General features: G+C 36.7%; 16 protein-coding genes and 1 pseudogene. All 17 read right to left on the bottom strand.

Going from position 1 to position 19,747, the window contains the following annotated elements:
* Positions 1-11: 11 nt before the first annotated feature.
* The 17 genes and pseudogenes from ADIARSV_RS13945 to ADIARSV_RS13865 all read right to left on the bottom strand — a co-directional run bounded on the left by ADIARSV_RS13945 (position 12) and on the right by ADIARSV_RS13865 (position 19,707).
* Positions 12-1,061 carry a GNAT family N-acetyltransferase gene (locus tag ADIARSV_RS13945; RefSeq protein ID WP_016196217.1) on the bottom strand — a complete coding sequence of 350 codons (1,050 nt, stop codon included), beginning with the start codon at positions 1,059-1,061 and terminating at the stop codon, positions 12-14.
* 33 nt (positions 1,062-1,094) lie between these two features.
* Positions 1,095-1,622 carry a GNAT family N-acetyltransferase gene (locus ADIARSV_RS13940; RefSeq protein ID WP_016196216.1) on the bottom strand — a complete coding sequence of 176 codons (528 nt, stop codon included), beginning with the start codon at positions 1,620-1,622 and terminating at the stop codon, positions 1,095-1,097.
* Complete coding sequence (locus ADIARSV_RS13935; protein WP_016196215.1) at positions 1,619-2,590, bottom strand: hypothetical protein; 972 nt, start codon at positions 2,588-2,590, stop codon at positions 1,619-1,621. Before ADIARSV_RS13935 ends, ADIARSV_RS13940 begins: the two co-directional genes overlap by 4 nt.
* 11 nt (positions 2,591-2,601) lie before the next feature.
* A complete protein-coding gene (locus ADIARSV_RS13930; RefSeq protein WP_016196214.1) occupies positions 2,602-3,405 on the bottom strand; it encodes a phytanoyl-CoA dioxygenase family protein in 804 nt (267 codons plus the stop codon).
* A gap of 94 nt (positions 3,406-3,499) precedes the next feature.
* The gene (locus tag ADIARSV_RS13925; protein WP_016196213.1) at positions 3,500-4,525 is read right to left on the bottom strand and encodes a GNAT family N-acetyltransferase; all 1,026 of its coding nucleotides are present in this window, start codon (positions 4,523-4,525) and stop codon (positions 3,500-3,502) included.
* Between the two features lie 46 nt (positions 4,526-4,571).
* Complete coding sequence (locus tag ADIARSV_RS13920) at positions 4,572-5,732, bottom strand: glycosyltransferase family 4 protein (protein ID WP_016196212.1); 1,161 nt, start codon at positions 5,730-5,732, stop codon at positions 4,572-4,574.
* 111 nt (positions 5,733-5,843) lie between these two features.
* Positions 5,844-7,211, bottom strand: a complete 1,368-nt coding sequence (locus ADIARSV_RS13915) for a pectate lyase family protein (protein WP_016196211.1) — start codon at positions 7,209-7,211, stop codon at positions 5,844-5,846.
* A 396-nt stretch (positions 7,212-7,607) separates the two neighbouring features.
* On the bottom strand, positions 7,608-8,681 hold the full coding sequence (locus ADIARSV_RS13910; protein WP_016196210.1) for an NAD-dependent epimerase: 1,074 nt from the start codon (positions 8,679-8,681) through the stop codon (positions 7,608-7,610).
* Positions 8,682-8,722: 41 nt separating this feature from the next.
* Positions 8,723-10,611: pseudogene (gene asnB, locus ADIARSV_RS21230) on the bottom strand (asparagine synthase (glutamine-hydrolyzing)).
* A gap of 9 nt (positions 10,612-10,620) precedes the next feature.
* Complete coding sequence (locus ADIARSV_RS13900; protein WP_016196207.1) at positions 10,621-11,712, bottom strand: glycosyltransferase; 1,092 nt, start codon at positions 11,710-11,712, stop codon at positions 10,621-10,623.
* 26 nt (positions 11,713-11,738) lie between these two features.
* A complete protein-coding gene (asnB, locus tag ADIARSV_RS13895) occupies positions 11,739-13,577 on the bottom strand; it encodes an asparagine synthase (glutamine-hydrolyzing) (protein WP_016196206.1) in 1,839 nt (612 codons plus the stop codon).
* 44 nt (positions 13,578-13,621) lie between these two features.
* Entirely contained in the window at positions 13,622-14,677 is a 1,056-nt protein-coding gene (locus ADIARSV_RS13890; protein ID WP_016196205.1) for a glycosyltransferase, read from the bottom strand.
* A gap of 21 nt (positions 14,678-14,698) precedes the next feature.
* Positions 14,699-15,487, bottom strand: coding sequence for a glycosyltransferase family 2 protein (locus ADIARSV_RS20700; RefSeq protein ID WP_016196204.1), 789 nt, complete (start codon positions 15,485-15,487; stop codon positions 14,699-14,701).
* A 10-nt stretch (positions 15,488-15,497) separates the two neighbouring features.
* Positions 15,498-16,637, bottom strand: coding sequence for a hypothetical protein (locus ADIARSV_RS13880; RefSeq protein WP_235048425.1), 1,140 nt, complete (start codon positions 16,635-16,637; stop codon positions 15,498-15,500).
* A gap of 108 nt (positions 16,638-16,745) precedes the next feature.
* Positions 16,746-17,822: a hypothetical protein gene (locus tag ADIARSV_RS13875; protein ID WP_016196202.1), complete on the bottom strand. Its 1,077-nt coding sequence runs from the start codon at positions 17,820-17,822 to the stop codon at positions 16,746-16,748.
* Positions 17,823-17,856: 34 nt separating this feature from the next.
* Positions 17,857-18,456 (bottom strand): sugar transferase, encoded by a 600-nt coding sequence (locus tag ADIARSV_RS13870; protein ID WP_040300140.1) that lies wholly within the window; start codon positions 18,454-18,456, stop codon positions 17,857-17,859.
* A 9-nt stretch (positions 18,457-18,465) separates the two neighbouring features.
* Positions 18,466-19,707, bottom strand: a complete 1,242-nt coding sequence (locus ADIARSV_RS13865; RefSeq protein WP_016196200.1) for a DegT/DnrJ/EryC1/StrS family aminotransferase — start codon at positions 19,705-19,707, stop codon at positions 18,466-18,468.
* Positions 19,708-19,747 lie beyond the last annotated feature (40 nt).

The raw sequence follows: 19,747 nt of genomic DNA, 5'->3' as shown, positions 1-19,747 counted from the left end.
ATAAATTGACCTCAGGAATAGAGTTTTGCCTGTGGGTTGTGATAACGGTATAAGGGGAAATAATCTACATTTAATTCGGGATCTATGTTTGCTTCATTGACTAAGGCGTTGTACTTTTCTAAATCAGCAATATAGCGCCAGCTTTTAAAATCAAGGGACTTACTGGAGAAAGCGGACTTCCATAAAAACAAAGAGTCTTCTTTAAATCCTACTCCTCCGCCAAGATTGAAGTAATGCATGCCCAACTGGCGACCTATAATGCTAATTTCATCAGTAAGTAATTTTGCTGGAGAGTCCCTAAAATAGTCTGTTCGTGTGCCTAAAAGATGTGCTTGTACGATATTTTGTGTACATATTATAACAGAGCCACATACAGGTTCGCCGTTGTGGTACACCATGAGTAATTTACTATCGAATTCAGTTGAGCTTAGTAGATCTTCGAAGTATTCCTCATTAAAGAGGTAAAAATCAGTCGCTCCTATGCGAATCATATTTTCCGTATAAATCGCTACAAATGCACTAATATCGTGTTGACTGTGTGCTTCTTTTACTTCAAAGCCATGCCTTCTCAATTGTCTGATTTTTTCTAATACCCTTTTTTGATATTTTGATCGTTGCTCTTCCAAAGGCAACTGCAGATCGAGAATAACCACTTTTCCGTTATCGCAAACGCCTTCAAAATGTTTCATTAAGGGAATCTGATGAAAAAACGGGTGCAGGCGTGAGAAGACGGAAACAATCTTTTCCCCCTTTAGATAGTGCAAAAATTCAGATTTAAAATCATCCATCATCTGAGCTGGCAGATCATCAAGCCGTCTATTTGAGATAGGGCCGGTATAACCATAAACACAAGTAAGATCGTAGAGATCAGAATTCGGAATCTTCCTTTTTAGCAGAGGAAAGGCTATAAAATCATCTCCTTCATGTAAGACAAATAAGATTGGCTCGTCGTCTTTGATCAGAGAATGATAATACCAGGTATGGTAAAAATCATACTGTAGTGATTGTTGAACATAATTTGTCCAATCCCTCTTTTGGAAAACAGTAATTAAAGAAATCATATGGTTATATATGGTTTGTGCTTTGGAATGCTATTAAGCGGCTGAAACATCGCTTAAGTCGTTGGGAATAATCACTGTTTGATAACTTTCTCGTTGAATTTCCATATCTATAAACTCTTCGGTATTGTTAACCACTACAAAACCAATCTTCTTATAAATAGACATTGCTGGTAAATTTTCTCTATGAACTTGAAGATAGATAAATTTAAGGCCAAGATTTATAAACCCGTATTGAAGGATCAGATCGGTAGCTTCTTTTCCAATACCCTTTCCCCAATAGGATACATCGCCAATAAAAAGATGAAATTCCGCTGAGTGCTCTTTTAAATCAATGAGTTGTACGTTTCCTATATAACGTCCGTCTTCTTTCATACAAATTGCAAACCTGTACTCATTGTCCTTATTGATTACATTTTTGATCCATGCGCTTTCGATCTCAAATGTAATGTGTCGTGCCGCTCGAAACTTGGTAAATTCCCATATTAAAGGGTTATTGCGCCAGGCATAAGAAGTTTTAGCATCATCCTGGTGGAGTGCTCTCAAGTAGATTAAATTGTTCATATAAGTAGGTTTATATAGCTGATTATTCGATTCATATCATTGTCATTAAGTCGGTGATCTATAGGTAACGCAAGTAGATGGATACATAGATAATTTTCGAACATCTTAGGAGTGGTCCACTTTAAGACATTGGGCCAATAAGTTGGGATATAGATTCTTTTGTTGATTAGCTTTTTTTGTACCGTATTTTTTTCTATTAAAAACGGATAAGACATTGGAGCGTAACTGTCATCGGGATTTAATACCAGTTTGTTTTTTCCAGAAAGTGCTTGATGTAAAATGCGAAAATTTCGATTTCGGATTCGTGCACAATCTTCATAGTCGATCCCGGATAAGATGGATTGTGTAAGAACTGACATCGTTTTAATTGGATTGTTAGTAAGAACCATATTGTTTTCAATAAAGTCCTCATACCCGTCCTCTATATCCAAATCAATACTTTTTACCAGATGTGACACTCTGTTATAGGAAACATCTCTTTCAAATTTCAGATTACTGATGGTATTGCTCTGCAAATAGGCGCCATCGGGAACGCCAAAGAATTTCCTGCAGGAATAAAAGGTATCAATACCGGCTAGTGGTTCTGAAAAAAAAGCCTGCGAATTATCAATTACCAGATTTTGCATTTGCCCGCTTAATCTTTGAACGGTTAACTGTTTAATTCCGAAGTAATTGGTATATAAAAAACACTCTGTAGGGGCAATATAGAAATCGATTACAGGATCCAGGTTTTGATCAATGGTATAGAAGCTATAGGGAATCCTGCTTTTTTTAATTGGTTCAAGCAACACTTCACAGGTGTAATAAGGGATATATATTAAAGAATATTTATTCACTTTTAATATATATTCCAGGGCATTTCTTCCCGTATTTAACTTAATTAATGATGGGTAGTACTCTTCCCCTTTAGGAAGTTGCATTTCTAAGTAGCCACCAATTGCCTTTGATCGTTTCGGATGAGTTCGCATGAAGATGATTATTATCCTTGTCCGGGTTGATACATGCGTTTTTCTAATGGTTGATAAAACTCATAAAGATTTTCGGGTATCCTTGATTTATAGCCTATTACTTGCCTTAAGTTGTCACTCAGACTTTCTCCATATTCGTATCCCAGACTGCGGGGATAGTCCATTTGCTGTTTAAAATAAGGACGTGTAAAACCAAGAGTTAAAACTCTCCGGTTACCTTCGGTGGTATTTTTGCCTGCGGCATGCCATAGATTGGAATCGAATAAAATGATGCTTCCCCTTTTGGCGACTGCCCTATCGGCATGTTGATAGAATTTTTCCTCATCCGGCTTTTCTCCTGTTTTATGCGAACCGGATAACATATAGGTAGCACCGTTAGCCAGTGTAAAATCGTCCAGCAGAACCATCATCTGAATCATCATTTTTTCCTTTTCCCAAAAGCTCCTGACATCTCGGTGGATGTTCTGCACATAAGGTTTTGTATTTTTAGAATTCATCACACCTCCAAAAGAATTTAAGATATAGTTGCCTCCAAGAAAAGCCTTCATCTCTTCATCGAAATACATTTTTTCTAAAAAGCGGGATCCGAAATTATCCTTTTCCAGGAGATGGTGAAGGGTGCCTTCCATATTACTATGAATCCCATTATTTACCTGAATTTGCCTTCTTTTTTCATAAGCCTCTTCAAGTGAATCGTTGATCTCATCGATAAATTTGGGCTCTAATACGTTTTCGTAAATAACCCATCCAAAACCATCAATAGATTGCATAAAGGATGGAACAGAAGACTGGGAGTAGTCAAATTTATTTTCCATTACGATTAAAATTTAAGCAGGTTAGCGAAATTATGCAGCAATAAATCAGTGCTCTTAGATGAGCATTATAATATGAATCAGGCTTGTTGTTGGTTTAATAAATGGGTACTGTACGATACAAAGGGAAATAACCGTTATCGACTTCTATTTTCCCTTTGTTCACTAAGAATTGGTATGCTTCCTGATCAGCAATTAAACACCAGAGATGATCGTCTAGATAAAGATTGGAGAAAGATGCTTTGAAGGCGAACAGGGAATCTTCCTTGCCTCCTACTCCTCCGCCAAGATGAAAGTATTTCATTCCCATTTGACGGCCTACTACACTAATTTCATCTGTGAGTAGTTTACTTGGCGATTCTTTCAGATAATCTTTGTTTGTGGCGGATAGATGATTTCGAATCACATTCATGGAGCATATGATTACTGCCCCGCAGATCATTTCCGTTCCATGATATACCAGCACTAGTTTACTGTTGAATTCCTTGGTTTGAAGTATTTTGAAAAAGTAGTCTTCATCGAAATAGTAGTCCTTTGATGCGGATAAACGATCCATATTTTCCTTATACATCCGGGTAAAAACCTTTATTTCATGTTGACTATCGTGCTCTTTTATTTCGTAATTTTCTTTTCTTAGCTGCCTGATCTGACGCAGTAATCGCTTATTATATTTAGCTCTTTGTTCTTCTAGCGACTGTTGAAGATCCATGTATATGGTTTTACCATTACAGCAAACAGACCCAATTCGCTGCAGCAAAGCCGATTGGCCAATAAATGGATTTAACCTTGAAAACACACAGATGCAACGCTCAGCCTTCATAAATTCTTTAAAGGAATGCTCGAAATTTAGCATCATCTCTTCTTGAATAGCATTAAATGATTTATTCGAGACAGGACCTGAATAACCATAAACAGATGTTAAATCAAATAGATCAGTGCTTTTTATGGATCTCTTGAGCAAGGGCACAGCAATAAAGTCATCCTGTTGATGATAAACAAAGAGCAAAGGATACCCTATTTTGCTGAGCGAGTGGTAATGCCAGGTATGACAAAAGTCATAAGTATAAGATTTGTTTAGATAATTTGTCCACTCCTCTTTTTGTGTAATAACGGAATTAGTCATTATACGCATTTTATAAAATCAGGAAATATAAATTAGTCCTGGTTTTTCAGGCAAAAACAGCAGGACCTTCCAGTATTTGAAGCATTTTGCGGTTTACTTTATGGACATCAAATTTCTCAAAGGCATATGCTCTTCCATTTTTCCCGTAAAAAATGATATGTGATGGATTCAGAATAAAATGAAGCATTTTTTCGGCTAAGCAAGTTGCATTTTTTATGGGCACCAAAAAGCCACTTGGCTGATCGGATGAAAGATTGATCGTTTCTCTGCATCCTACCGAATCACTGGTAATGACAGCTCTTCCCATCGCCATTCCTTCAAGAATACATCGAGGTACGCCTTCGCCATAGAAGGAAGGTAAAACGACAACAGAACAGGCCTTGATAAAAGGTCTCACATCGTCCACCTCACCCTTATAATCGATCACATTCCCCTTTATGATCTTATTGTATAGCACGGCATCAATGGCATCTACATTAGGATCGTAAGCGCCAATTAATGTAAATTGAACATTGGGGTGGTCTTGAAGGATTATTGTTGCAGCTTCATAATATTCGTTCACTCCTTTTGCATTGATCAATCGGGATATCATTAAAAAGTTCAAATTGCTGGGTTCAGGTTCTGAATAGTCATAATGAGAGAGATCGACACCAGAGCCATTGACTATATGTGCAGCGTGATTTGCGTTAATAATTCCAGCCTGAATCAGCGTGTTATAATCATCTTTGTTTTGAAGGATAAGCGAAGTTCGGTTATTTGCTTTTAAACTAATCCTTAACAAGGTCTTGGTTATTAGCTTGATTATTTGCTTCTTATTATTAGTATTCAAAAAGCTATAGCCTAAACCTGTAAGCATGGGAGCGATACGGTTTACATGGAAAAAGTTTGCTACCAGGGTGCCATAGATCACCGGTTTAAAGGTATATGGGAAAAATACATCAGGCTTCAAAGAGCGCATCAATTTGAACAGCTTAATGATATAAGCGAGATCTGAAAAAAGGGAAACATTACTTCCGTTCAGATCGTTTTCATAGATGGAAATGCCCAAGCGCTCAAGTGTATTTCTGACATGGCTTTGATGGATTTTTGGAGTAAATACACATACATCATGGTTCACTAATAACTCTTCCATGAGCTTTCCTCTGAAATCAAGCAAAGAGCGCGAAGAGTCGCAAGCAATCAGGATCTTATTTCGTTTTGGTTTCAAGGTATATTGGTTAAAGTAAGTGTACGTTTTGGAGGTTGATGATTATATAGCAAAAAACACTACACTTTACGTGTAATGTTTTTTGTTCCATAAATTCTTCTACTTTATACTTTAGTAATTGGGACCTGCCTCACTGAGCACCTTTGCTGGTACATCAGCAGCAGCAATAAGTACAGATTTATATTCGTAAGAAGGCACCCAGCTTGATGCGCTTGTTGATATAATATTAGGTCCGCAATTTTTATAAATGTTGGTACTTGCTCCACTGACTACACCTGGTTTTGCATTAAATTCGGTGTAAATCGGGATATGCTGCCCTTCGAAATAGTTATTATCGGTTCTTACCGTTGCATTCATCGTTACCCCAATTCCATATCCACTACCATTGGCAAGATAATTATTGAAGCAATGCATGTAACCGAACCGTGTGCAGGGTTGTCTTTCAGATATGTTTTTGAAATAATTCCCGTATAGTGTTACCCGAAGATGGCCAATATCTGTGGTTTGTTGATCTCCACTACCAATGAGCAGCGCAATGTTCGTATCATGGAATTCATTCCAGGAGATTGTTACATAATCAGACCGATCGGTTACTTCAAGCAATTCATCATAATAATCCCATCCATGCGTTCTGTCTTGCCAAAGTTCACAATGGTCTACCCAAACATGGTTTGAACCACCTTTAATAGTGATACAGTCGGCACCAACCACTTTATTGATCTTTAGGTTTTTAACAATAACATTGCTTACACCCCAGATAGACAATCCTGTTCCGTTAAGAACAGCTCCTTCTAAGCCAATAAAAGTTTTATTTGATTTAACCTCAATCATACCCGTACCTGTAATACTTCCAGATATTTGAATTACCAAAGGATCGGAAGATACAGCAGCCCTTTTAAGATCGTTCAAATTACTCACCGTAATGGTTTTGCCAGCTTTACCACCTGTTGTTGATCCATCAACAGAAGCAAAACCTATTGGGGAGCTGCCTGTTGATGATGCAGGAGGTGTTTGTGCTACCGGAGCAGCTACTGCAGTTGTGGTTCCAGTGGTATAGGTATAGGTCCTACCGTTAGTTCGAGGATCACTATTGTCAGATGATGAGAAGTATAAACCAGTATCCCAATGGCTGAATTTACCTTTTCCTACATTTCTGATATCTCTATGTAAAGAATGTGCGGCTCCTAGTAGTTTTCCGTTTTCATATATTTTAAGTGTAGAATTTGAAGGTTTTGTAGGGCTGTCTCCTGTTATTGTAAGTTTGGGTTCCAAATAGTAAGCATACCCAGCGTCTTTTGTTGCGCTTGACAGGACTAAAGTTTTTGCAACTTCAGCAGTTGCAGTAGAGGTTGCACTGATTTCATTAACATTTGCAACTAACTGATCTTCGTTACTTTTATGACATTGAGTAAATAGAATAATTGCTAGTAATAGCGTGGACATTTTAACTTTTCTTTTTAAGCTGTTCTCCGGTTTCATCTGATCTTTAATTAATGTATGCCTCTTTAACGAATTATAAAGAGCAACAGTTACATCAAAAAAAATAGGAAAAAACAGCAATTTTGTTAAAGAAACTCGTATTAAATATGAAAATTGCAATTAAGTTAAACTAAATTTTCATTTGCATAGAAATTAAATTATCATCTATGTAATTTTTAAATGGCTTTAATTAAACAAAATTGGGGTATTAATATTGTTACTAAACAATTGGAAAAATTGTTTCTTGTTAAAAACTGTTAAAAAAAAATTAAATTATATAAAATAAATAAATTTATTGTATTTATAAAGGGAGATTCTAATATAAATAATTGAATTTCAGCTTGAAAATGTAATTTTTCTGTCATATTTTGAAATGCAAATTCATAAAATACGTATTTAAGCAACAACTTCCTGATTGCAATAAGAATAGTACACTCTGTACCAATCTAAAAATGCAGCGATTCCTTCTTCAATATCTACCCGAGGCAGGTAATTAAATTCGTCCTTCATTTTACTAATATCTGCCCAAGTATCTACCACATCTCCTTCTTGCAGAGGACAATAGACTTTTTCTGCAGTGGTCCCCAGATTCTTTTCTATTGCAGAAACAAAGTCCAGCAATTTCACTGAATGCCCTCTTCCAATATTTAAAACACGGTATGGAGCTTTTGAACTTGATGGATCTGGATTTAAACCATCCCATTTTAAATTACCAGAAGGAGACTTATCAATTACCTTCAAAATCCCCTGCACAATATCATCAACATAAGTAAAGTCTCTCTTCATCATCCCGTTATTAAAGATCCGGATGGGTTTATTCTCTAAAATAGCCTTAGAAAAAAGGAATAAAGCCATATCAGGTCTTCCCCAAGGTCCATATACAGTAAAAAAGCGCAATGCCGTTGTGGGAAGGCCAAACAAATAGCTATATGCGTGTGCCATCAATTCGTTGCTTTTTTTTGACGCGGCATACAGGGATACCGGATGATCTACATTGTGGTTTACGGAAAAAGGCATCACCCTGTTTAACCCATATACACTGGATGAGCTTGCATAAATCAAATGTTCAATATGCTGATTCCGGCAACATTCAAGAATATTTAAAAAGCCCTTAATATTTGATTCGATATAAGCACTTGGGTTTTCTAAACTGTACCTCACTCCTGCTTGTGCTGCAAGATTGCATACAACGTCAAATTTATACGCTTCGAACATTGTTTTTAAACCATCCTGATCTGTTAAATCAAGCTTTATAAATTTATAGTTGACATACTTTATACTACGTATCTCCTTCCCATAGCTTATTTCCGATCTATCTATTCCAGTCTCTGCCAATCGGTCAAATTTCAAGTTTACATCATAATAATCATTTATATTATCAATGCCAATCACTTCATCACCTCTCCTTATCAGGCTTTTCACTAAATGAAAACCAATAAAACCCGCACTACCAGTAACTAATATTTTCATGATGGAACAATTTAGATTGTGACTAATTTAGATTTAAGCCGTTATTTTTGAGTGTATTGAAATGCTTCAGGATTCAAAAATGCAGAAGTTGCTTTGTTTCGGTTTTTATACCAGACTTCAAGTGCAAAAACATTAAAAATAATTTTAGCTCTTCTTTCTTCCGAGATACTTACTTTTCTATTCATTAAGTCTACAATGAACTTCTTTTTGATAAACATAGGATAAAGTGCATCTGCAGAAAATATATAATCGGCTATAATTTCTTTCAGATGATGATTGACCCAATTCTTAAGAGGAATTTCAAAACCTCTTTTAGGTTGCCCGATTAGCTCTGCCGGCAGATATTTCTTAGCCAAATCGCGTAGAATAAATTTAGTACTGAGTCCTTTAATTTTGAGATTATCCCTTAAGCCTGGTGCAAATTCAAGAATTTCTTTGGCGAGGAATGGACTTCTTGCCTCTAGTGAATGTGCCATTGTCGCAATGTCGATCTTTGGTAATAGCCCACTAAACAAAATGGTTTGGAAGTCCATTAACAGTAATCTGTTTACAGAGGATAAGGGCATTTTATTAATCTCCGTTAAATCAATACGAATGTCATTCAGATCTGGTTGAATCAGAAACTGACTTTCAAAGCCAACAAGTAAATCAGATGATGCAGAGCTATATTGTTGCAGGATATCACTGTAACCGGCTAGTTTTAATAAACGGTAGATATAATTGTAATTACTTTTCTTTTCGTTGGCAATTGGTAATAGGCCCGCTAATCCGCGGGCAGCAACTTTAGTGAGAGAGCCTGACTTAAAGAAGTCAAATTGTTTAAATGGTACATATCGCCGGTATCCTCCAAACAGCTCATCAGCTCCATCACCATTTAATACGACTGTAATATGCTCGCTTGCCGCTTTTGCCACATAATAGCTTGGGATAGCTGAATTATCGCAAAATGGCTCACCATAATTAATCAGGATCTTTTCTATATCGTACTGGAGATCAGAAAATGAGATATCGACAACGGTATGATTCGTATGATATCGCTTTGCTACTTTTCGGCAAATAAAGATTCATCGTAAGCACCTTCCACCCTTACAGTAAAGGTTTTCAATTCGTGGGTATGGGCTGCAGCGATAGCTGTGATTAAACCACTGTCTATTCCTCCACTCAAAAAAGAGCCAACATCACGATCTGAGGTTTCTATTCTTCTTTTAACAACAAGCTGTAATCGTGCATCCAACTCCTGAAGAGTATCGGCATAGGACAGTTTATTTTTATTCAGGTAACAGGCGCCTATATCAAACCATTTGACAAGGGTTTGCTCTGTAGTTTGAGTGTCTATTTTCAAGTAATGACCGTTCTGTAATTCAGTTACTCCCTGATATGGTGTTGCCTTCCTGTAATGATAGCCAAGATAGAGGTAGGCTGCAAGTGAAGAGTAGTTTACTTCAGGAGCAAAGAGTTGAGATAGAACATTCAATTCGGATGAAAAAGCCAGTGCATTTCCCTTGTTATAAACATACAAGGGTTTTTTACCTGCCCGATCACGAGCAAGAATAAGCTGGTGCTGCCGTTGGTCATATAAAGCAAAGGCAAACATGCCATCAAGTTCTTCCAGCATGCTAATACCCAGAAGTTCATAAAGCAGCAACAATGTTTTTGTATCTGAATTAGACTCAGAGTAGAGATTGTATTTTTCCCTAAGCTCCAGATGATTGTATATCTCACCATTGAAAACAATGGATAGATGTTGATGAAACATGGGTTGCTGTCCGGATTTACTTAGATCCTGTATGGCCAACCGGGTATGATAGAGCTCCAGATTATCTTTGATGACAAAGCCTTGCTCATCAGGCCCCCGATGAAAGAGCCCTTTAAATACCTCATCCGCTTGATCAGCGATTCCAATATTTAATGATCCAAATATCCCACACATAAAATAAATTTAGTAATGAACCTGTTCTTTTACTAAGGAATAGGGACTGACAAGAGCTAACCAATGATTCATCACTTTATCTTCAGCGAAATGATTCATAATATGAATCCTTCCTCTCCTGCCTAATCCAGCTCTTTCATCTGCCGTCATTTGCATCATTTGCAACATCTTTGCCGAAAGGTCGTGTCCATCCTCTTTCCTGGAAAGAAGACCACAGGATGCTTGCCCAAGCAATTCCTTATTGCAATCAATATCAGTTACCACTACTGGTTTAGCATAAGACATAGCTTCCAATAGTGCATTTGGCATACCTTCAGAAAACGACGACAAGACAAAAGCATCTGCATCTTGTAAATAATCACTTGCATTTTTCTGAAATCCAAGGATGCGGATATGTTCCTTTATATATAATTCTTCAATCACCTGAAATGGCCAGGTTTGCGCATTGAGTTCACCTATGATATCCAGTCTGAAGTTCATTCCCCTAAGGAGCGCTACTGCCTTGAAGAGTGTCATATAATCTTTGTTCCAACGGAAATGCGCTATGCATACCCAATGAAACAAATCATCGTGACGGCATGCAGGGTTCTTTTCTATTAATGAAGGGATTGTAATACTGTTATTAATGACTGATCCGGTTTTATCCACCAGTTTTAGCTCCTCGAATTTATTCATAGAGGCCCTGGAATTATAAACAATCTGGTCATCTAAACCGGAAGTAATTAAAAAGGGAATGTACCATTTCCGAGGTAATACGCCTATCCGAATAGTAGATATTAATGGAAAGTTTAAGATTTTCTTAAGCAGCCTTGCAAAAATAATGGCAATGAACATAAAGGCAATCACGACATCCGGTTTATAAGACTTTACCGTTTGGTACAATGAATTACAGTTTGAAAAAGGATGTTGCCTCCATCTTTTTAAAAAGTGTACCGGGATTCCTTTCTTTTCATAATCAAGATCAAATTCATTAATAGGGGTTAAGGAGATAATGAGTACGGTATAATCAAGTGATTTGAGAAATAAGGCCACTTTAATCAATTGTGTTTCAGCTCCCCCCTTGCACATTCCTGATGTTATAAATAGGACTTTGGCATTCATACACATGTTTTTAATGATGTAGTGGCTTATTCGAAGGCTTCAAAAACAGGACTGCTTACTTGCTTTTTAAGCCATTGAGAAAACACGAGGATCTTCCATATTTGAGGGTAACGATTCCATTTACCAGTCATGTGCTCCTGAATAATTTCCTGAGTTCTTTTCACATTAATACCAGGAATCTTTTCCAGCTCCTTTTTAGATAAGTTATCCATCACATACTCCTTAAGTTCCTTTCTGAACCATTCCTTAAAGGGCATTGTGAACCCTGCCTTTGGTCTGTTAAACAGATCGGGAGGTAAGTAATCGTATAGTACATCTTTCAAGATCCGCTTTTGATTTCCCTGGTAATATTTAAAATTAGTGGGCAAACTGCGGGTAAATTCAATGATGCGATAATCCATTAAAGGTGCCCTGGATTCCAGAGAAAATGCCATAGAAGCCCGATCAACTTTCGTGTTAATGTCACCATTTAAATACATTTTAATGTCAAAATCAGACAATGTCTCTAACAGATTTTTTGATTTATCATTAAAAATAGATCGGAATGGATTCCCCATACCTTTTTCCGGTTCTGCAATCCATGAATTTTCCATGCCCCCAAACATCCGGATATAGAGCACTTCAATATCCTTTATAGAAATACCCATGGCAATAAGCTTATGGACATAATTGGGAGAAAGGTTAACTATAGATCCCAAAGACTTACGAACGGGCAAAGGCAATTTAAACAGGTTATTTACCAATTTAATCCATCGATATCTCGAATAGCCTATAAAGGCTTCATCTCCACCATCTCCACTTAATGCTACTGTAACCTTTTTACGGGTGTACTTACTCAATAACATGGTTGGAATAGCACTTGAATCTGCAAATGGCTCGTCGTAATATTGAGAAAAATCATTAATCAGACCGATGCCTTCATTATAATTACATTCAATAGTTTGGTGTTCGGTTCGAAGATAGGAAGCCACCAGACGTGCATATGAGCTTTCATCAAAACCCTTTTCATTAAACTTTATGGAGAACGTTTTGACATGATTTACTTTTCTGGAGGCAAGAGCAGCAATCAGGGAAGAGTCTATACCTCCCGAAAGGAAAACGCCCAATGGAACATCTGCATGCATTCGAATGGCAACGGCATCCTGTAATAATTCTTTAAGGGTACGCTTTGCCTCTATATAGCCCCCCGTAAATTTGTTCGTCCTATTATAATCGAGATCCCAATATTTATCAATACTTAAAGAACCTGAACTAAGCTGATATGTAAATCTGTTCCCTGCAGGAAGTTGATTTACCTCTTGCCAGATAGACTTGGGTTCGGGGATATATCCCCAGAAAAAGTATTCATTAACGGCCTGCTGATCTAAAGTAAAATTTCTTTCAATTTTAAGTTGGGATGACTGGCTGGCAAATTCAAATGAATAACCGGTGTGGCAATAATAAAAGGGTTTTTTACCTAATCGGTCCCTTGCTCCGAACAGTTTATTTTCCCTGATGTCATAAATCACAAAGGAGAACATGCCATTAAAATTGTTTACACATTCATCACCATATTCAAGGTAAGCCGCACAGATGACTTCAGTATCTGATGTGGTGCTGAAGTTATAACCCTTCTTTTCAAGCTTCGCTTTTAAAGACAAGTAATTATAGATCTCCCCATTAAATACTATTTTAAGGTGCAAATAAGTAAAGGGTTGATTTGAACGTGAATCCAGGTCCAGTATAGCAAGCCTGTTATGACCCAATATAACCTCCCCTGTGTGCTCAAATGCAGAATAATCGGGCCCTCTATGGTTTGCCAGAGACAATTTTGCCCGTATTATATCATCGCTGTACTTAATTGTAGAACCGTAGATACCACACATACACTTATATGATTTTAAAAGATGACAATTTTTACAAAAGGGAGTTATGCAAGCAATTCTTCATATTGTTTAACCACTTTTTCAACTCCAAAACGGCTGTTCACATCTTCCTTAATAGCTAAAGAATCCCATTTTCTATTGCAGGCTTTAACAATGTGAGATGCAAAAGAATCCAGGTCGTCCTGGTTGATGATATACCCGTTAAAATCGTTGCGAAGCATTTCGGAAATGCCACTTACCCTAAAAGCGACAACAGGGATCCCTACTGATAAAGATTCAAGTACCACATTGGGGAAGCCTTCTGTTAAAGAGGTTAATACCATCAGGTCATGATTAACGATCGTATTTAAAATATCTGGTATCAGGCCTACCACATGTACCCGCTCGCTGAGTTGAAGTAAACTGATCTCTTTTTTAATGGCGTCCTTCATAGGGCCTTCACCTGCAATGGTAAGTGAATAATCTGCCGGTAGCTTTTTTATAATATGAAGCAGTCTGATTATTCCTTTCTCAATAGCCAAACGGGCAACCAGAATAAGCTTTTTACCTGCTCTGACCTTTTCTACTTTTTGAAGGCTGGTTAACACGACAGGATTTGGAATCACCACCAACTTATGCATGGGAATATGATACAAATTGGCCATTGCATCATGAATTTCATTCGATTGGCAAACGGCAACTTTAAACCTATAATAGGTAAGCCGGACAAAGAGGTCCCAGAATTTCTCTTTTGGTCCCCCTAGCTTAGCCGTCATGTTCATCACATTTGATTCACGGCCAATGAGTACAGGAACAGGTGCAAATAGAGAAACAAAGGAAAGTAATGTGTTAATATGGCCTCCTGTTGTGAAAATGGCATAAGGTCTTACTGCCTTTATTAAGCTTCGTAGTTTAAAAAAAGAATTGGAAGCGCGGATTGAATTTAGATTAATAACATTAACACCATCAATATCGGCGGAAAAAAAAGGATTTCTAGAGTCGAGCAGTACCAAACTTACCTCATAAAATGACTTATCAAAATATTGCGATAAAAGCCAGAATACTCTTTCAGATCCTCCTGCTCCTAAATGACTTACAATAAAAAATACCTTTTTTTTCATTATAATTTGAATCCTATTTTTTTAATTTTGGTTTTTCTTTTGGAAGTAAAAGCGCATTAAGGAGTAACAAATCATTTTGAAATTAATTTTCAGGTAAAGCATATAATGAAGTCGTTTAAGGTCTGCTCCAAATTCTTTTAAGTACAATGCATATCCCTCACTCATTTGTGCCGAATTTTTCATGCCGCTTAAACGTACAGAAATACGGTCGTCGCCCTGATCATCAACAAGCACAAGGGGCTCCTTATCATAATAGACCTTACATCCATCTTTTGCCATGCTTAGCCAGGTAATACTTTCATAACCCCTCAGGTTTCGAAGTAAATTCTTTTGCATCAATTGCGTTTTGCATACCGGCAAATATTCGCCAACAGGGTTAATCAGCATATCGGTATAGGACTTGATGCCCCAAAAGGCAGGATCATACATCAAAGCATTATTTTTCAACACCTTAGTGCCACAAAAAACGATGTCATACCTGTTATTCAAAATCAATTGGTTTAAATATTTCAGTCCATTAACTTCCAATAGATCATCTGAATCTAATAAGACCACATATTCATGCTTTGCATTTAAAATACCTGTATTTTTTGCATTTGCAACTCCCCGGTTAGAGGGGTGTTTAATTAAGCGTAACTGGTTATTTAATATGTATTTCTGAAGTAATGTTTCTGTATTATCGGTAGAACCATCATCAACTACTACGATCTCAGATGTTAGTGCCCATTCTGGTTGATTCAGGATACTTTCAATTGCCCTGCTTACTTTCAAAGCACGATTATAGGTTGGTATAACAAATGAAAATAGCATATATTAAGATTTAAATTTCCAATTTAGCTTGCTCCTTTTCCAAAGGCATAATCTTGTTGAGATGAAGAATACTGATGTATAAAAATAAAGTAGGTCCATCTGCACTGATCAACCAGGCATTATGAGATAGCGCATTAATTGAAATTGCCAGAAATGAAAAGCATAAACATATGAGCATCGCATTTTCCTTTAGCCGAATTTGCTTTAAAGCAGCAAAACCTATTCGCACAATTTTGCTGTATACGGCTAATAATAGCGCTAATCCTAAGAAAGGCCCCAGGTAAGTGATAAACATCAGATAGGCGTTGTGTGAGGTGATACCAGATGAAAACACTCGGTTCCTATATATTACGTCACCCCAGCTTTTACCATAAAACACCAAGCCTAAGGGATAATCTGCGTAAATCCTGAGGTTCTCTGCAACCAGTCCGGAACGGTTAAACTCAGGGTCATTATTCTCATTTTTACTTAGGATATTATTCTTATTATCCGAACTGTCTTTCAATACATAATTATAAAATAAAAGGCTGGTACAAATAGCAATTCCAATGATAAAAATAGCTTTGTAGCGATAATACAGCAATGAAAAAAGTGTAATAGAACAGGCAAAAGTGATAAAAACAGAGCGTTGCATGCCCAAATAAATAAATAACAGACATGTTAGAAAAACGAATATCTTGATATAGAATGGCTGATGGAAAACGATTGTATAGATCACAGCAAATGATACTAAAGCGGCTAGCTGATATCCAAAAGTAAATTGTGAAATGGCAATACCCGAAGGACTTTGTAACACCATTTCATTCATAATTAACTCCCTCACATTATTCATCTGAGGATAAAAATGATTCAAAACCATTACTACAGCAGAGAATGTAAGAAGCAGGTAAAAGATGAGTATGGAATAATTAAACCGGCTCTTGTTCGTATTTACAAAATAATTAAAATAACAAACACAAATAACCATGCTGATAAAGGTTGCAATAAAAGTCCTATAGTCTGATGACCCTATGATATAGTAGCAAAAAACTGAAGCAATTAAAACAAACAGTTCTTTCCAATAGTAAAAATGATCACTTTTCTCTTTATACAAAATGATAAGGGGAAAGCAAAACAGTAAAGGAGCTGGTATTCTAAAAATTTCAGTCATGAAAACTCCGTATGTTAATGCATACAGATAAAAAATCATGAGTATAACCAATAGTTTCATTACAATGTTAATAAGTCAATTAAATAGAAGTGTTTCTAATTAAGAGGTTCAATTGATAGCGCTTAAGAGCGTATTAATGAATGTTTCAGGATCATTCACCACTTTTTTATACCTTTCCTGTCCATGGATGGCAATGTGCTTGTAGTCTGAAAAATTATTTTTAATATGTTCTAGTTTTTCAGGCAAATCGTCCAGATTCCATTTAACAGAAATATAAGTTTCATTAGGAACGTACATATCCGGATAAGTAATCAAATGATCCATAGATGGTTTAATAAGCAATGCTCCTGAAATAAATGATTCAAAGTCACGGTAACAAACTTCTCCCCATCCAAAAGGACTAATACATAACTTTGAGTTTCGTAACTCTTTCCAATAGCTTTTTTTTGGTATTACTGGTCCGCTTGCAACCTTCATGCTCACATTCTTCAGATAGGTCAGCACTTTGTTTCGTTGTTCTGATACCCTGTCTGGTCCGCTTTTTTCATAGTGAATGGTACCTCTAAAGGTTAAATCCAAAGGTCTGGTTTCGGCAACCTGACTAAACTTAATCGGGTATAAGCTGTAATTTAAATAATTGCTTAACCTGCTCATCTTGTAACCAAAATAACGATAGTCATTCAATCCTAAATTCCATCCCACTTTTATTTTATGAAGCTGGTTTACAGGGCATGGCTGAAACGATGAAGTGCCAAACTCATCACGATCAATCCATATTCTCAAATTATTATTTACATGAGGGACTGTATAATATTCCTTGTCTTTTAGAATTTGCTTTTTTAAAAAGACATCGATAAAAGGAATAATTGGAAAATCACTTGAACCAGAAGAGTCTGCAGCATCAAACCAGATCAGCTTTCCATTCGCCTTTTTTATTTGAAGAAGATATGCAATCAGCTCTTCTTCATTTTGCTGATTACGATCATGAATACTTTGCCATCCGGGATTAAAATAACGGGAATGTAGAATTAAATAATCAGCTTCTTTCAACTCTTTATGTAAGTGATTATGATAGCATTTTACCTCATATCCTCTTTCCTTAAGTTGTTCTTTCCAACGATAAAAGGGATGTGTTTCGCAGTAAAACCGCTGGGCTGGCCAATCTAATATTTTAATTTTTTTCATAAAGCAGTTCAGTACAATAGAATTTTCTAAACAATTAGCGGTTAAACATAATATTCTTTAGAGTTAACAGGATGATCTTCATATCTATCCAAAAATTATGATGGTCAACATATTTTAAATTTTGTTTAATCTTATCAGGGATCACCTGTTCGATATAGAAGGTTTCAGGATTTGCTGATGTTGCTAATAGCTGATTTTCATTTATATAAGTAATAGAGGCCCAGTCTGTTATTCCCGGCTTTACACTTAAAACCCGCTGTTGCTGTACATCGTATAGGTTTACATATTTGCTTACCTCAGGCCTTGGCCCTACAAAACTCATTTCTCCGATTAAAATATTAAACAATTGAGGCAGTTCATCAATCTTGTATTTTCTTAAAAAATATCCGAATGGGGTAATTCTACTATCACGGAGACCGATTGTCAACTCTCCTGCCTGATCAGCACCTATTCGCATAGTCCTGAATTTCAATAAGCTGAAGGCTGCATTATTGCGTCCAATTCTGGTTTGACGATACAGGACCCCTCCTTTTGAATCTATCATGATACAGATTGATACCAGTACAAATAAAGGGATCAGCAACATGATTCCTAACAACGAAAACAGCACATCAAAAACTCTTTTACTACTCATGACTTTCATTTAAGATGCAATTTCTATTAAATTACTTTTCTCCAAATGCAGTTGAACCGCTTCTATCGTATTTTCTATAATATAATCAACCTCCACATTCGTTAACTGCGGATAAATGGGCAATGATATTTCGCATGAATATTGCTTGTAGCTATTCGGATAATCTTCAATATCATATCCAATACTTTTAAAGTACGTAAGCATGGGCATGGGTATAAAATGCACATTCACCACTATGCCTTTACTTAATAAGAAGTCAATTATCTCATCCCTTTCGGCTTCAGTAATACCTTTAACCCTTAAAGGAAACAAATGATAAGAGGATTCTCTATTTCGATCTTTCAATGCAGGAGGGATAAACCAGGGAAACATGCTAAACATGCGGCAATACTTCATGGCAATTTTTTTTCTGAGCGGCAATAAAAGTGTTGGATATTGCCTAATCTGAGCGAGTCCTACTGCCGCACAAATGTCTGGCATATTGATTTTTAGACCTTTAAACAAGATGTCGTATCTCCAGTTGGCACCCATTGCTTTAGCGAAGGCATCTCTATTCTGTCCGTTGAGGGAAAAGATCTTTAGAAAATTGTATTCATCTTTATTATTAAAGATAACAGGAAGATTCAGACAGATGCATCCACCTTCAGCTGTAGTAATATTTTTCACAGCATGGAAAGAAAAAATAGCAATATCGCTTTTTTGAGCCGAAGGGACGCCTTTATAGATAGCTCCAATGGAATGAGCAGCATCAGCAATCAAAATTATTCTGCCCATAGCTGCTTGTTTTTCAGACTCAGGAACAAACAGTTTATTAATATCAGGATCTCTGATCAGTTTATTGATACTATCGTAGTGACAAGGCCATCCAGCAATATCGACAGCTAAAATGGCCTTCGTTTTACTTGTTATGGCCTTTTTTATCTTTTTGGGATCTATTGTAAAATCGTCCAGTACATCCACCATTACAGGTGTTGCTCCGCAGTTCAAAACGCATAAAGCAGTCGCACAATAAGAATAAGCAGGAACAATTACTTCATCTCCTTCTTTCACACCAAACCATTTCAACATCATGATTGCGCCTGAAGTCCAGGAATTTACACATACCGCTGCCTTAGAACCGGTCAAGTTCATAATCTCTGTTTCCAGAGCCTTAACTTTCGGTCCCGAAGTGATCCATTTTGAATGGAGCGTATCAACTACCTGATCAATCACGGATTGATCAATAAATGGTGGAGAAAAGGGAATATTCATAGGGTTGATTTTTGTAGATTCCACAATACTTGATACTGCA

It is taken from the genome of Arcticibacter svalbardensis MN12-7, assembly GCF_000403135.1.
Taxonomy (GTDB): Bacteria; Bacteroidota; Bacteroidia; order Sphingobacteriales; family Sphingobacteriaceae; genus Arcticibacter; species Arcticibacter svalbardensis.
Note: the sequence above shows the minus strand (reverse complement) of the source record. Positions and strands in the feature narration are given on the sequence as shown.